Below are 13,506 nucleotides of genomic sequence, written 5' to 3'. Positions count from 1 at the left end.
GCGGCGGCGAACCGGCGGCGTCAGGCGGGGATCTCCACCTCCTCGCGGTCGGGGAGGACGCGGGCGAGGACGCGCGCGGCGGCCCGCCCGTCGTCGGACGGGCAGAAGCGGCGGCGGAACGCCCGGTAGGCCGGGGCGGAGCGGCGCGCCACCGCGTCCAGGTCCCGCAGCGCGTCGATCACCTCGTCGGACGTGTCGAGCAGCGGCCCCGGCGCGACCTCGGCGAGGTCGAAGTAGAAGCCGCGCACGTGGTCGCGGTAGCGCTCCAGGTCGTAGGTGTAGAACAGCATCGGCTTGCCCGTCACCGCGAAGTCGAACATCGAGGACGAGTAGTCCGTCACGAGCACGTCCGCGACGAGGTACAGCTCCGCGATGTCCGGATAGTCCGACACGTCGATGACGAACGGGTTCTCGCCCGGCTTCGGCTTGTCGGTGACGAGGTAGTGCGTCCGCAGCAGCAGCACATGGTCGTCGCCGAGCGCGGCGGACGCCCGGTCGAGGTCCAGTTCGAGCTGGAACGCGCGCTTGCCGATCGCGAAGTGGAAGTCGTCGCGCCACGTCGGCGCGTACATCACCACCTTCTTGCCGGCCGGGATCCCGAGGCGTTCGCGCACGCGCAGCGCGATCGCGTGCCGCTCCGGACGGTTCAGCAGGTCGTTGCGCGGATGGCCCGTGTCGAGCACCGGGCCGTCGTACCGGAACGCGCTGCGCAGGAACGGCACGACGTACGGGGTCTGCGCGAGCAGCAGGTCCCACTGGGGGACGTCGCGGCGCATCCAGTCCGCGCCCTCGGTCCGCTTGTAGGGCATCGCGCGCAGGTCGTAGCCGACCTTCTTCAGCGGCGTCCCGTGCCAGCACTGCACGTACGTCTGGCCCTCGCGCTTGTCGAACCAGTCGGGCTGGCGCCAGTTCCCGACGACGAGCCGCGCCCGCGCCAGCGCCTCGTAGTGCTCCCGGCTCCCCGACAGGACGGTCCGCGCGCCGTCCGGCGGCGGGAACTGCCCGTCCGCCGTGACCCAGACGCACTCGAAGCCAGGATCGCTGCGGCGCAGCTCCTCGAAGATCGCGCGCGGGTTGTCGGAGAACTGCCGTCCGTTGAAGCTGTCGAACACCGCCAGGTCGAGCAGGGGACGGGTGCGGTAGCGCGGGTAGTCGGCCGTCCGGAGCCGGGCCTGCGCGTGGCCGCCGCGCTCGGCGACGGGGAGCCCGACCTTGACGCGGAGCTGGAGCCGGTCCTCCTTGGCGGCGTGCGGCTCGATCTCGTGGAACCCCACGACGCGCGGCACGGGCAGCCCGCTCGCCGCGTCGCGGGCCACCACGACCGGGGTCTCGTCCAGGCCGAACGGGCACAGAATGTTCCACCGCCCCTTGCCGAGCGGAAGCTCGACCCCGAACCGCGGCATCCGGGACGGCCGGAACGCCGCCGTGAACCGATCCCCGCGCCACCGCACCGGCACGCGGTGCTGCTGCCCGGACCGTTCGCGCCGCACGACGAACGCGGCCGGACGCTCGGCGCCCGCGAACGTCCCGGTCAGGACGAGCCGGTCGTCGTCCTCCCACGCGACGCGCGTGACGACCGGCGCGGCGGGCCGGACCACCGCGCACAGTTCACCGCCCCGGGTGCGGGTCACGACGGCCTCGGTGCGGTCGCGGCCGGAGATCCGGTGGCAGGCGTCGGCGGTGGCGTCCACGTCGTCCAGATGGAGCGCGAGGCCGCCGCTCAGCGTGAACGTCCAGGTCAGGACGGGTGCGGCGTCGGCGGGGGCGAGGTCGGCCAGCGGCACCCGCGCCCAGAACGACCAGCCGCCGCCGGGCTGCGCGGCGACCTCCGCCGGGACCTTCACCGACGTCCCGGCACCGGCGCGCGCGACGAGCCGCAGTCCCTCGGCGGGCTCGCGGGCGAGCAGGCCCTCGATCTCCAGCGCGTCCCCGGCGCGGCGGTGCGCGGTGACCAGCGCGTCCGGACGGCGGACGCGCAGCCGGAACCCGCCGGTGCCGAGCGCCCACACCCGCGTGCCGTCGGGCAGGGCGACCGGGACGGGCCAGCGGTGCCGGGCCGAGCGCGGCGCCTGCACCCCCGCGCGCCGCCGCACGCCCCGCGCGGACACCTCGGCGGCGAGCCGCCAGTCCACCTGGCGGCGGCGGCCGAGGACCTTGAGGTCGGCCGGGTCGATCTCGGCGACGAAGCCCGTCCCGTCGCAGGAGACCGCCGCCTGCGCCGACGCGGCCGTGACGTCGGGCCGGGTCACGCGGGTGATCGGGACGCGCCGCAGCCCGAGCTTGTCCTGCGCGACGAGCCACAGCCGCAGCCGCATGTCGCCCGGGGACGCCGCGCCGATCCGGTCGACGTAGGCGTGACCCTCGACGCGCAGCCGCCCGTCCGCCCAGGTCACCGCGTCGACGCGGGCGACGGCGCGCAGTTCGTCGGTGACGTCGTAGAGCCCGGCGGGCAGGTCGCGGCCGGCGTCGTCGAAGAACGGGTAGCCCGCGTACCAGCGGGGCCGCAGCCCGCCGCGCTTGACGACGGGCGCGCTCTTGGGCCCGCCGTCGCGGACGAACGCCAGCACCTCCAGCAGGTCGTCCAGGCGGCGGTGTTCCAGCAGGTGGAGCTGGAGGCGCAGCAGCGCGGGCAGTTTCTCCCGGACGGCCGCGCCGGTGCGCCGGACGGCGTCGGATCCGAGTTCGACCAGGGCCGCGCGGTCGTCGTCGGGGACGCGCGGCAGCCCTTCCAACAGGACCCGGACGTCCACGTCGATCAGCGAGTGCTCGTCGAAGGCGGGCAGCAGGGCGGGCGCGCCGCGTTCGATGCGCTCCCGCAGCGCGAGGGCCATGCCCACGCGCTGGGCGAAGTTCTCACGGTCGAACCGGCCCTCGGTGATCGAGCCGGACCGTTTGCGCCATCGGTACACGACGTCATCCAACACGTCGATGCCGGACGCGGCCAGATGCGCGCCGAGCGCGACCGGCACGTCCTCGTAGAGCCCGTCGGGGAAGGTGAGGCCCTGGTCGTCCCAGAACCCGCGCCGGAACACCTTGTTCCAGACGCAGCGGTCCCGTACGAGCAGCGGACGCTCCCCGAACCTGACCCCGGCGCCCGGACGGGAGAACACCCCGTCGTGCATCCAGGACCGCCAGGCGCGCTCGCCGTCGATCCGCTCGACCCCGCCGGTCGCGAGGTCGGAGCCGCTGCGCTCCAGCGAGCCGACCATGCGCCGGTAGGCGTGCGGCGGGACGACGTCGTCGGCGTCGGCGAACGCCAGGTAGCGGCCGGTGGCGCGGCGGATCCCGGCGTTGCGCGCGGGGCCGGGGCCCTGGTGGCGCTCGTGGACGACGCGGAACCGGTCGTCGCCCGCGGCGAACCGGCGCGCGATGGCGGCCGAGCCGTCGGACGAGCCGTCGTCCACGACGATGACCTCCAGGTCGCGCAGGGTCTGCCCCGCGAGCGAGCCCAGGCACGCGCGGACGTGCTCCTCGACATTGTGCACGGGCACGACGACGCTGAGTTTCGGGGACACTTCGCAAACCTCCCGTCGGGCCGCCGGGTCGGGGGTCTCCCGACGGCGCTGACGATGCTAACGGCACGTGACGAGCCGAGCGCAAGTTGCGACGAACTTGTGGATAACTTCGTCCGCGCAGACGCCGAGGGCGCGCCCGCCGATGGCGGACGCGCCCTCTCTGACCTGCGTTTTCCGTTCGTTGGTGCCCGTCGGCCGCCCGCGCGGCGGCTCAGCGGCTGAGCAGGTAGTCCACGACCCGCTCGGCGGCGTGCCCGTCGTCGAACGGGCAGAAGTCCTTCGCGAACAGCGCGAGCTGGTCGGCGGACTCCGCCGCCACCGCGTCGAACTCCCGGAGCGCCTCGATCACCTCGTCCGACGTCCGCAGGATCGGCCCGGGAGCGTGCTCGACGATGTCGAGCGTGAATCCCCGGATGTCGTTGCGGTAGGCCTCCAGGTCCGGCGTGAACAGCATGATCGGCTTGCCGAGACCCGCGTAGTCGCACATGGCGGACGAGTAATCGGTGATCATCGCGTCGGACGCGATGAACAGTTCCGTGATGTCGGGATAATCGGTGACGTCCACCACGAACGAGTTGAGCCCGGACGGAAGCTGCGCGTTCAGCATGTGGTGCATGCGCAACAGCAGCACCGTGTCGTGGCCGAGGGCCGCGGCGGCGCGCTCGATGTCCAGGCCGAGCTGGTGGCGCGCCAATCCCTCGCCGGTGCTGCGCAGATTGTCGCGCCACGTCGGCGCGAACAGCACGGCGCGCTTCCACGGGGGAATTCCCAGTTCCTCGCGGAGCCGGGTCCGGATCGCCTCCGCGCCGGGCTGATGGGCAATGTCGTTGCGCGGATATCCGCTTTCGAGAATTTCGCCGTCATACCGGAACGCCCGCCGCATGACCTTGGTGGACATCGGGTTCTGGCTGAGCAGCAGCCCCCAGCGGGAGATGTCGTCGGCCAGTTCCCGCTGCCGCTGGTCGCGCCGCTCCATCTTGTCCCAGAGCATGTCGAAGCCGATCGTCTTGATCGGCGTTCCGTGCCAGGTCTGGACGTAGAGCTGGCCGTCGCGCGGCCGGTAGCACGTCGGCTGCGCGGCGTTGTTGACGACGAACCGCGCGGCGGCGGTCAGTTCGTAGTACTCGCGGGAGAAGCGCTGGACGGTCCGGCCGCCGTCCGGGACGTTGAAATGCCGCTCGCCCTTCACCCACACGAGTTCGTACCCGGTGTCGCGGCGCCGGAACTCCTCGTAAATGGCCTTCGGATTGCAGGAGTACTGCCAGCCGAAGTAGCTCTCGAACGTCACGAGATCGCGCACGGGATTGCGGCGGAACGCCGGGTACTCGCGCTCCTGGAGCATCCGGCGGGCGTACGGGCCGCGTTCGTCGTCGGGCCGCGCGACCTGCGAGGACAGGTACAGGCCGAGACCGCGCGACGGCCACATCCGGTAACGGAACCCGTTGTGGTCCGCATAGTTCGGCAGCGCGTCGAAACACGAGCGCCCCGCGAGCAGCGCGACGCGGGAGCCCGTTCCGTCGAGCGCCCACATGTCCCAGCGGCCGGTGTGCATCGCGACGAGTTCCGCGTGATGCCGCATGAAGCCCGGCCGGAAGGCGATCTCGAAACGCTCGCCGTCCCAGGCGATCGGCACCTCGTAGCGCTCGCCGCCGCGCCGCCGGCGCAGGACCAGCGTCTCGGGGCGCGCGACGTACGCCGCGTCGCCGGCGAAGACGCCCGTCAGCACCAGTTCGTCGTCGCGCCACACGACGTCGCTGACGAGAAGCTGCGGAATTCCGACCGTGAGCGTGAAATTGCCGAAGCGGGTGCGGCCGATCACGACCGCCTTGTCCGCCCAGCTGTAGGCGGTCTCGGTGAAGTCGTCGGGCACCGAGAGACGGACGCGCTTTCCGCGCACCCGCAGCGAAAGGTCGTGGTTCAGGTTCTCCACCGCGTCGTCCGCGCGGGCGCCGATCAGTTCGAGCGGAACCGCCAGCGAGAACGGCGTCCGGCCGTCGGCCGCCGCGCCGTAGGACAGCGGGAGTTCGTGCTCGGTCCCGCGTTCGCGGCAGGCCACCAGGGCGATGTCGGCGTTCTCGGTGTTGCCGCGGACCCACCCGGTGAAGACGATGGACTCGTCGGTCCACGTCTGCCCGGTCACCATTGCCACGGGCCGCCGGAACCGCACCCGCACGCCGTTCTCCCCGGCGCGCACGCACTGGACGCGAACGCCGCCGGGAAGGTCCCGATAGCGCGGCCACTGCGCGGCCGGGCCGTTCTCCATGATGCGGCCCGAACGCACCAATCGGTCGCGGCCGGAACCGACGCGCACCTTCGCGTGCAACTGCCAGTCGGCGTCCGCGCCCTTGTGGCCGTTCTTGAGTTCGGCCGGGTCGAGTTCGATGACGAATCCGGAACCGTCATAGCAGGCGCTCGCCTGCTTGGACAGCGCGGTGACCTCGGGAACGGCGACGCGCCGCAGCGCGGGCCGGTGTTCGCGGCCCGACTTGACGTGCCGGAGCCACACCGTGATCTCGTCGTCGAGACTCATGTCGATGCCGGGAACATAGGCGTGGCCGGTGATGCGCAGCTTGTCCCCGACCCACGTAATCGTGTCGGCCTGGGCGTGGAAACCGAGTTCGTCGGTCACGTCGTAGACGGATTCGGGAATGGCGCGCTCGGGGTCGTCGCGGAAGGGGTAACCGGCGTACCAGCGCTTGCGCAGCAGGCCGCGCGAGACGGTCGGAACGGCGGGCAGGCCGGTGCGCTCGTATTCGTGGACGACGGCCAGGTCGTCGCCGCGCCCGGCGAGCAGCAGGTGGTACTTGAGCCGCTGGAGCGCCGGAAGGCGGTCCACCAGGCCCGGCCGCATCGTGCCGACGTACGCGCCGATCTGCTCGCAGAGGCGCGCGCGGTATTCGTCGTCGCCGTTCTCGACCGCGTCGATGAAAATCATCAGATCGTCGTCGAGCGTGGCGAGGTCGTAGACGTCCTTCAGCTCCGGCGACTCCTTCGCCAGGAACCGGGAGACCTTGGCGCAGGACTCGATGCGGCTCTGCAGGTTCGACGCCTCGGTGCGCCGCTGCGTGATCGACAGCTCGCCGCCCTCGCGCTGGCGGTAGCTGTAGACGATGTCCCGCAGGACGTCCACCGACCGCGCCTGGACGTGGGCCGGAATCGTCACGGGAATGTCCTCGTACGCCCCGGGCGGGAACGCGTAGGAATACCGGTCCCAGAAGGAGCGGCGGAAGACCTTGTTCCACGCCGTCCGGTCGCGCAGGAGCAGGTGGTCGCGGCTCACATGCGTCCGGGCGCGCGCGGTGCGGAACGTGTCCTGGAGGAACTTCGCGGGCAGCACGCGCTCGGAGTCGAAGCGCTCGACGCCGCCGCAGCAGAGGTCCGACCCGGTCTCCTCCAGCGAATTGACCATCTTCTCGTAGGCGTAGGACGGCACCCGGTCGTCGCTGTCCACGAAGGCGAGATATTCGCCGGTCGCGTGCTCCGTGCCGGTGTTGCGCGCCGGACCGAGCCCGCCGTTCTCCTTGCGGACGAGCCGGAAGCGCGGGTCCCGGTCCGCGAACGCCTGGGCGATCCGTGCGCTGCCGTCGGGGGACCCGTCGTCCACCATGATCACCTCAAGGTCGCGCAGCGTCTGCGCGGCGATCGACTCGAGGCATTCAGCCAGGTAGTCCTCCACGTTGTACATGGGGACCACGACGCTGAGCTTGGTGGACATTCGTACCCTCCAGAAGGTCCTCGGCGGGGGGACGGCCACGCGACCGGGCCGTGCGGAGGTCCGTTCCGGGCGCCGGCGGGGACGCGGCGGCACACACGACGACACAGGGACGACGCGCAGCGAATGACAGGAGATTACCCGACCTTTGGCCACAACCGTGAGCAGACGGCACCTTTGACAACACTCGGGAAATACGCAGCAAACGATCGTGACGTGCCGTGATTCACCCGGGCACGCGCACCTCCGGGATCTGCGCGGCGACCGCCGCGCGCACCGCGCCGGCGAGCACGCCGAACTCGTCCGCGCGCGGCGACGTCGAGCGGAACGCCAGGCCGACGCGCCGGTAGGGGGCCGGGGCGGCGAAGCGGTGCGGGACGAGGCCGGGCGCCGCGCGGGTCTCGACGGCGAGCGCCGTCTCCGGGACGAGCGTGACGCCGAACCCGCCCGACACGAGCTGCACCAGCGTCGCGAGGCTCGTCGCGTAGGTCGAGGCGGCGGCGCGGGCGCCCGCCTCCCGGCACACGTCCAGCGCCTGGTCGCGCAGGCAGTGGCCCTCGTTGAGCAGGATGACGTCCAGGTCGGCGAGCGCGGAGCGGGGCAGCGGCCCGGCGGGCAGCGCGGCGGCGCCGGACGCGACGAGCACGAAGTCCTCGTCGTAGAGGGTGAGTTCCGTCACGCCGGTCGCGGGGACGGGCAGCGCGAGCAGCACGACGTCCAGGCGCCCGGCGAGCAGTTCGGCGACGATCTGCTCGGTCTGCTCCTCGTGGACCGACAGCTCCAGGTCGGGGTAGTCGGCGGCCAGGCGCGGCAGGACGATCGGCAGCAGGTACGGCGCGACGGTCGGGATGACGCCGACGCGCAGCGGGCCGACGAGCGGGCCCCGGACGGCGTTCACCTCCTCCTCCAGCCGGTCCAGCTCGGCCATGATCGACTCGGCGCGGCGGGCGGCGCGCTCCCCCGCCGGCGTCAGCAGGACGCGCCGCGTGGTGCGTTCCACGAGCCGGGTGTCGAGCGTCTCCTCCAGCGCGGCGACGGCCCCCGACAGGGCGGGTTGGCTCATCCGCAGCGCGGCGGCGGCGTCGCGGAAGTGCAGGTGCTCGGCGAGGGCGAGGAACGCGCGCAACTGGGCGATCGTGGGCCTGCTGATAACCGTCTCCTATGGGACGCCGGGGTACCGATCACTTTCACGGTACCCGGCGTCCGTTTTCAGGAGCCCTCGGCCATCCCGGCGACCCGGGCGAGGATCGCGGCGCGGTCGTTGAGGTGCGGATACGGCTCCTCGGGGATGGGCAGACCGAGGAACGAACACAGCGGCTCCCACCCGTCCCCGGCGCGGTAGACGAGCAGGCGGTCTTTCGGGACCTCCCTCTTCACGGTCTCGTTGCTGCGCAGGAACACCTCGATGGCGTAGTCGCGGTCCTCGAAACGACCGCCGAAGACGCCGTCCCAGACGACCGCGTTCACCAGCGTGTAGGCGTCGTCGCCGACCGCGCCCGGCTTCTCCCGCGAGATGCGGTAGATCGTGTTGAGCGTGCTCTCGTACCAGGCGTCCGGGTCGCGCTCGGTGAGGACGATCTTCGCCGCCGGGTGGCGCGCCGCCAGCTCGCGCCAGAACCGGGCGGCGGGCCAGTCGACGGTGGAGCGGTAGCCGCGCAGCAGGGCGTCCCAGTCGGCGGGGCCGCCGAGCGCCGCGCGGGTCCAGCCCGCGATCTGGCCGGGTCGCTCCAGCACCTCGGTCATGTGGTGGCAGGGGCCGAGCCCGAGGGTCTCCAGCGCGGCCTTGAGCGAGGCCGTGCCCGTCCTGCCGAAGCCTGCGCCGATCACGTTGAGCATGGGAGCTCCCGATTCCGGAATTGCGTTCCATCACGGACGGGCCCCACGTAATCACCCGGGAAAAGTCTTCCGACATCACCAGTCAGCCACATTTACAAAACGCTTGAAGTCGATCGTGAATGTCGGTTGAGTCGGCAAAATAGGGAATTACTCCAGGACCAGGATGGGGATCTCCCGGGGTGCCGCATTCGCGCGATACGTCGGGAAATCAGGCCATATTGCGTCCGCGATCGCCCACAGGCGTTCTTTTTCGTCGCCCTCCGCCTCGCGCGCCCGGACGTGCCGGACGGTCGGGCCGTCCTGGACGCGCGCCTCCGGGTCGGCCTTCAGGTTGCGGTACCAGGCCGGGTGGACGTCCGCGCCGCCGTACGACGCCACCACCACGTACGCTCCGGCATGCTCGATCCGGAGCAGCGGCGTCTTGCGCAGCTTGCCGGTCGCGGCGCCCCGGCTGGTCAGGATGACGACCGGACGGCCCTCCAGCGTCCCGCCCTCCGCGCCGTCCGTGGCCTCGTAGAGCGCCACCTGCTCGCGGACGGACGGGAACGGGCTCGGTGCGTAGTCGGACATGGCTCCTCCGGGGGTTCAGGAGCGTCCGGACGCTCCGATCAGGTCGGTGACGAGGAATTCCAGCAGGTCGAGGCGGTCACCGGTCGTCCTCGGCTGGACGAGCAGGCCCTCCACGAACACGATGACGGTCGTCGTGACGCGGTCGAGCCGGTCCGCCGCGACGTGCGGCGCGAGCAGCGCCCGCAGCCGCGTGCACAGCCCCTCCTGGAACGCCGCCTCCAGCTCGGCGGCGGCCGGGGAGTGCCGCGCGCGCTCGTGCAGGGCGTGGGTGAGGGGTTGCAGCGCGGTGAGCCGTTCGACGGCCCACCGCAGCCGGGCCATGACGTCGCCGTCGGCGGGCGGCGTGCCGAGGTCGGCGACGTAGATGTCGGCGAGGGCGGCGGCGAACAGATCGTCCTTGGTCGCGAAGTACCAGGTGACGGCGGTCCGCGCGAGGCCCAGCTCCTTGGCGACCGCGCTGTGCGACAGCGCCGGGTAGCCGCCCGCGCGCAGCAGGCCGACGGCGGCCTCCCGGATCTCGGCGATCTTGGCGTCCCGGTCGACGTCGTGTCTGTTGCGCGGCATGCCCGGACGGTATCTCAGCGGCTGCGCTCCCACGCGTCCTTGGCGTCCCGGACGAGCGGGTGGTCGGGGCCGACGACCAGGTCGCCCGTCGTCCCGGCCCGCTCCCGCGCGGCCGTCGCGAGCGCCGCCCGGGTGCCCACCGGATCGTCGTAGGCGCCCGCGACGGCGGACGGGTACAGGACGCGGTCGTGCCCGTCCCGCACCGCCGTGACGATCTCCGCCGCCAGGTCCTCCGGCGTGCCCGTGCCGAACAGGCCGTCCAGCAGTTCCACGAAGCCGGGCAACAGCAGGCTCGCACCGAGCGCCGCCGTTTCGACCGGGCCCGGAATGACCTCGACGACACCGACGCCGGTGCCGTCCAGTTCCATCCGCAGCGTCTCGGTCGCCTGCGCCAGCGCGGCCTTCGCGGCGGCGCTGTGCCCGAGGCCCGGCCACGCCACGACCTGCCGGATCGACGTCACGTTGACGACCGCGCCGGCGCCGCGCGCGACCATGCCGGGGACGAGCGCGGCGATCAGCGCGAGCGGCGCCCACAGGTCGACCTCGAACATCTGCCGCGCCTCGCGCCGGTCGCCGACCGCCCACACCGCTCCCCCGGCCTCGCTCCCGGCGTTGTTGACGAGGACGTCGATCGTCCCGGCCGCGGCGGCGACGCGCTCCACCGCGCCGGGCTCGGCGAGGTCGGCGACGAGGACGGTCGCGGCGCCGTCCAGCAGGTCCTCCAGCACGGCCAGCCGCTCGCGGCGCCGCGCCACCGCCACGACCTCGGCGCCCGCCGCCGCGAACGCCCGCGCGGCCTCCCAGCCGATGCCGCTCGACGCGCCCGTCACGAGCACGCGTCGTCCCTTGATCTCCATGAGCCCTCCTCTTGTCGTTGCGACAAGACCGTACTCCCAGTCTTGTCACTATGACAAGAGAACTTTGGTCGGCGGACGGTCGACCAAAGGCCGAAGCGGACGCCCGGGCGCGATCCGTAGCGTCCGGAACATGAGACGCGCGCTGCCCGCGATCGGGCTGTTCTTCCTCGCCCCGGCCGTCGGCGAGCTGCTGCTCGGCGCGACGTCGCTCGACGCGATCGCGCTGCTGCCCGTCATGGCGCTGCTCTACGGGGGCGGGGCGCTGCTCATCCGGGAGAGCGTGCGCCGGACCGGACGCGGCTGGTGGTCGATCCTGCTGCTCGGCGCGGCGTACGCGCTGGTCGAGGAGGGGCTGCTCGACCAGATGCTGTTCAACACGCACTACTCCGACCACTACGACATGGTGTCGGTGACGTACGTGCCGTTCCTCGGGACCGGGGCGTACGGGCTGCTGTCGACCTTGGCAGTCCATGCCGTCTGGAGCATCACGGTACCGATCGCGCTCGTTGAGGCATTGGTACCGAGCCGCGCACGGGAGCCGTGGCTCGGGGGTCTCGGCCTGCCGGTGGTCGTCGCGCTGTTCCTACTGGGGACGGTGGTCGTGGGGTGGGGCACCTACGAAGAGCAACATTTCATGGCGTCGGCCTCGCGGCTGATCGGTACGTCGCTGGCCATCGTCGGGCTCATCGTCGCCGCCTTCCGCATCCGGCGGCCCGGGCCGGGGCGCGCGGGCCGTACGGCGCCGCGTCCGCTGGTCGCCGGGGTTGCGTCTTTGGCGTTGACCGCTGCGTTCATGGCGGTCCTGCAGCCGAACTGGTGGGGCGTCGTCTGCGCGCTGTCGATCGCCGCGACGGCCGTCGCGCTCGGCGTCCACTGGTCCCGCGCGCACGGCTGGGACCGGCGGCACGTCCTCGCCCTCGCGGCGGGCGCGACGCTCACCTACGCGGGCGTCGGCTTCACCCAGCCGCCCGATTCGGGGTCGTCCGGGCCGGTGAACCTGGTCGGGCACATCGTGTTCGCCGCCGGGGCGGTGGCGCTGCTGTGGGTCGCCGCGCGGCTCAGTTCCCGGTGTTATGCGCCGCGATGAGCGCGAGGGCGCGGTCGCGGTCGCGGGCGTCCAGGGCGTCCACCAGATCGGCGTGCAGGCGGTGCCGCTCGGCGATGTAGTCGGGCAGCGGACGGTCGGCGGACGGCAGCACCGACAGCGTGTGCGTCTCGATGACCTCCAGCAGCCCGTGGTAGAGCGACGCCAGCAGCCGGTTCGGGCTGATCGCGGCGATCCGGGCGTGCAGCCGCCAGTTGGCGTGGACGAACGCGACCGGGTCGCTCGACTTCGCCGCGTCCGCCATGACGTCCAGGTGCTCGCGCAGCCCGGCGATGTCGGCGGGCGAGGCGTGCCACAGGGCGTCCTCGATGAGCAGCGGGTCGAGGGCGTCGCGGATGCGGATGGCCTCGGCGACGTCGGCGGTGTCGGCGTCCAGCGCGAGGACGGAGTTGCCGAGCCGCACCATCGGCGACTGCTCCGCCGCGAACAGCCCCCCGCCCGGCCCCGGCCGCACCGCCACCAGGCCGCGCGCCTGCAGCAGCCGCAGCGTCTCGTTGAACGTGCCGACCGAGACGCCGAGCCGCGTCCGCAGCTCCTCCTTCGTGCCGAGCCGCTCGCCCGGACGCGCCGCCGCCACGAGGTCCGCGACGCGCTCGGCGGCCTGCTGGGCGCGTCCGGCCGGACTCGACCGGTCCCAGTCGGCACGCCGCAGCGCGGGGCCGCCGGCCTCGTCGTCGTACCTCACGGGCGCCTCCTCGAAATGATTATGACGAATAGCATCCCATTCGTCGGCGCCCGCGGCAACGCTCCCCCGGCGCCCGCTAGGCCGGGGGCGGGCCGAACATCCAGTTGCCGGGGGCGTCCGGGTCGGTGCCCGTGTAGTAGTCCAGGACGCACCGGGTCAGCTCGGCGTGGTCGATCGCGCCGTCGCCGTCCAGGTCGAGCCGGGCGAACGCCGCCGTGATCTGCTCGTCGGGCAGGCCCGGGGCGTGGCCGTGGATGAAAGCCGTGTACTCCGGCAGGCTGATCGTGCCCGAGCCGTCGCGGTCGGCCACGGCCAGCACCGCGTCGGCCAGCTCGCCGAGCGTGCGCCGGGCCAGGTCGGCGTCCCGGGTCAGGGCGGTGCAGGCGGTGATGAACTCGTCCCGGGCGAGCCGTCCGTCGCCGTCGGCGTCCAGCGGCGCGTGCAGGCGCCGCCAGATGTTGACGTAGGCGTCGATCATGTCCTGCTCGGCGGCGCCGCCCGGCTCGTGCCCGAGCGCGCTCGCGGCGCGGCGGCCCATCTGGACGTGGTCGGCCTCGGTGAAGGCGCCGTCGCCGTCGGCGTCCAGCCAGCGGAAGGCCGCCTCGAACTTGGCCAGCACGAACGGATCCACGTCGGCCCACGCGGCGTTGTCGGGCATCGTC

General features: G+C 72.5%; 10 protein-coding genes. 1 reads left to right on the top strand and 9 read right to left on the bottom strand.

The features are described 5' to 3' along the window. Positions 1–20 precede the first annotated feature (20 nt). The 7 genes from GQ466_RS32570 to GQ466_RS01595 all read right to left on the bottom strand — a co-directional run bounded on the left by GQ466_RS32570 (position 21) and on the right by GQ466_RS01595 (position 11,054). Complete coding sequence (locus tag GQ466_RS32570) at positions 21–3,515, bottom strand: CDP-glycerol glycerophosphotransferase family protein (protein ID WP_161100979.1); 3,495 nt, start codon at positions 3,513–3,515, stop codon at positions 21–23. Between the two features lie 211 nt (positions 3,516–3,726). Next, positions 3,727–7,230: a bifunctional glycosyltransferase/CDP-glycerol:glycerophosphate glycerophosphotransferase gene (locus tag GQ466_RS01620; RefSeq protein WP_161100978.1), complete on the bottom strand. Its 3,504-nt coding sequence runs from the start codon at positions 7,228–7,230 to the stop codon at positions 3,727–3,729. Positions 7,231–7,453: 223 nt separating this feature from the next. Then, positions 7,454–8,353 (bottom strand): hydrogen peroxide-inducible genes activator, encoded by a 900-nt coding sequence (locus GQ466_RS01615; RefSeq protein WP_202419920.1) that lies wholly within the window; start codon positions 8,351–8,353, stop codon positions 7,454–7,456. Positions 8,354–8,436: 83 nt separating this feature from the next. Then, on the bottom strand, positions 8,437–9,063 hold the full coding sequence (locus tag GQ466_RS01610) for a sulfotransferase family protein (protein ID WP_161100977.1): 627 nt from the start codon (positions 9,061–9,063) through the stop codon (positions 8,437–8,439). Between the two features lie 147 nt (positions 9,064–9,210). Beyond that, complete coding sequence (locus GQ466_RS01605) at positions 9,211–9,633, bottom strand: nitroreductase family deazaflavin-dependent oxidoreductase (protein WP_161100976.1); 423 nt, start codon at positions 9,631–9,633, stop codon at positions 9,211–9,213. A 15-nt stretch (positions 9,634–9,648) separates the two neighbouring features. Continuing rightward, on the bottom strand, positions 9,649–10,197 hold the full coding sequence (locus tag GQ466_RS01600) for a TetR/AcrR family transcriptional regulator (protein WP_161100975.1): 549 nt from the start codon (positions 10,195–10,197) through the stop codon (positions 9,649–9,651). A gap of 14 nt (positions 10,198–10,211) precedes the next feature. After that, positions 10,212–11,054 carry an SDR family NAD(P)-dependent oxidoreductase gene (locus GQ466_RS01595; RefSeq protein ID WP_161100974.1) on the bottom strand — a complete coding sequence of 281 codons (843 nt, stop codon included), beginning with the start codon at positions 11,052–11,054 and terminating at the stop codon, positions 10,212–10,214. 130 nt (positions 11,055–11,184) lie between these two features. Between GQ466_RS01595 and GQ466_RS01590 the strand changes: the two genes are divergently transcribed. Beyond that, positions 11,185–12,141 carry a hypothetical protein gene (locus GQ466_RS01590; RefSeq protein WP_161100973.1) on the top strand — a complete coding sequence of 319 codons (957 nt, stop codon included), beginning with the start codon at positions 11,185–11,187 and terminating at the stop codon, positions 12,139–12,141. On the opposite strand, the gene GQ466_RS01585 is transcribed toward GQ466_RS01590, so the two are convergent. Together GQ466_RS01585 and GQ466_RS01580 are read right to left on the bottom strand one after the other, a co-directional pair. Then, positions 12,113–12,844: a FadR/GntR family transcriptional regulator gene (locus tag GQ466_RS01585; RefSeq protein WP_337193271.1), complete on the bottom strand. Its 732-nt coding sequence runs from the start codon at positions 12,842–12,844 to the stop codon at positions 12,113–12,115. The genes GQ466_RS01590 and GQ466_RS01585 overlap by 29 nt on opposite strands. 76 nt (positions 12,845–12,920) lie before the next feature. Then, positions 12,921–13,502, bottom strand: coding sequence for an EF-hand domain-containing protein (locus tag GQ466_RS01580; protein WP_161100972.1), 582 nt, complete (start codon positions 13,500–13,502; stop codon positions 12,921–12,923). Positions 13,503–13,506 lie beyond the last annotated feature (4 nt).

The sequence above is a fragment of the Actinomadura rayongensis genome (assembly GCF_009831215.1).
In the GTDB taxonomy this organism is placed as follows: Bacteria; Actinomycetota; Actinomycetes; order Streptosporangiales; family Streptosporangiaceae; genus Spirillospora; species Spirillospora rayongensis.
This window is presented reverse-complemented; position numbering and strand designations above follow the sequence as displayed.

Excerpts from the sequence above, each read along its gene's own strand:
- GQ466_RS01620 (WP_161100978.1), bottom strand. The coding sequence starts at position 7,230 with ATGTCCACCAAGCTCAGCGTCGTGGTCCCCATGTACAACGTGGAGGAC.
- GQ466_RS01610 (WP_161100977.1), bottom strand. The coding sequence starts at position 9,063 with ATGCTCAACGTGATCGGCGCAGGCTTCGGCAGGACGGGCACGGCCTCG.
- GQ466_RS01605 (WP_161100976.1), bottom strand. The coding sequence starts at position 9,633 with ATGTCCGACTACGCACCGAGCCCGTTCCCGTCCGTCCGCGAGCAGGTG.
- GQ466_RS01600 (WP_161100975.1), bottom strand. The coding sequence starts at position 10,197 with ATGCCGCGCAACAGACACGACGTCGACCGGGACGCCAAGATCGCCGAG.
- GQ466_RS01595 (WP_161100974.1), bottom strand. The coding sequence starts at position 11,054 with ATGGAGATCAAGGGACGACGCGTGCTCGTGACGGGCGCGTCGAGCGGC.
- GQ466_RS01590 (WP_161100973.1), top strand. The coding sequence starts at position 11,185 with ATGAGACGCGCGCTGCCCGCGATCGGGCTGTTCTTCCTCGCCCCGGCC.
- GQ466_RS01580 (WP_161100972.1), bottom strand. The coding sequence starts at position 13,502 with ATGCCCGACAACGCCGCGTGGGCCGACGTGGATCCGTTCGTGCTGGCC.